This is a genomic window from Bradyrhizobium sp. LeoB3 (assembly GCF_055456055.1).
In genome coordinates, this window is the sequence record NZ_JBVBEF010000321.1 from 1 (window position 1) to 883 (window position 883).

The 883-nt window shown below is 67.7% G+C and carries 1 protein-coding gene; it reads right to left on the reverse strand.

The window, feature by feature from the left end; all coding sequences use genetic code 11:
- Positions 1-869: IS91 family transposase (locus tag ACZXDY_RS46120; protein WP_464350042.1), on the reverse strand; the 869-nt coding region annotated here is incomplete at its 3' end.
- Positions 870-883: the final 14 nt, after the last annotated feature.

Here is an 883-nt window from a genome sequence, read left to right on the forward strand (position 1 = left end):
TCGATGCGGTAGTCCTTCCACCTGAAGGTAACGCCGCGCTCGTCGCAGGCGATCAGGCGGCTGTTGGCGATGGCGACACGATGGGTGTAGCGCGACAGATAGGCCAGTACCGCCTCCGGTCCGCCGAACGGCCGCTTGGCGTAGACGACCCATTCGGTCTTGCGCAGCGGTGTGAGGAAGGCCGCAAAGGATGGGGCCTCGGCGAGAGGAGCGTGATTGCCGAAGAAGCTCAGGCGGCCGGCTTGGTGCGCGGCGACGAGCTTCTCCAGGAACAGCCGCCGGAACAGGCGGGAGAGCACGCGCACCGGGAGGAAGAACCCTGGCCGGCAGGACACCCAGCGCTCGCCGTCGGGCGAGAGGCCGCCGCCCGGCACGATCATGTGCACATGCGGGTGATGGGTCATCGCCGAGCCCCAGGTGTGCAAGACGGAGGTGATGCCGATCCTGGCCCCCAAATGCTTCGGATCGGCGGCGATCGTCAGCACGGTCTCGGCCGAGACCTTGAACAGGAGATCGTAGACCACCGCCTTGTTGTGGTAGGCGAGGTCGGCGATGGCCGCCGGCAGCGTGAACACGACGTGATAATACGGCACCGGCAGCAGCTCGGCTTCGCGGTCGGCAAGCCAGTCCTTGGCGGCGGCGCCCTGGCACTTCGGGCAGTGCCGGTTGCGGCAGGAGTTGTAGGCGATGGTCGTATAGGCGCAGTCCGCGCAGCGCGCGACATGGCCGCCGAGGGCCGCGGTGCGGCAGCGCTCGATCGCCGACATCACCTTCATCTGGTCGAGGCTGACATGGCCGGCATGGGCTTGACGCCATGCCGGGCCATGGTTGCGGAAGATGTCCGCAACCTCCAAGGCTGGGCGCGACACGCGTGCGTCAGCCG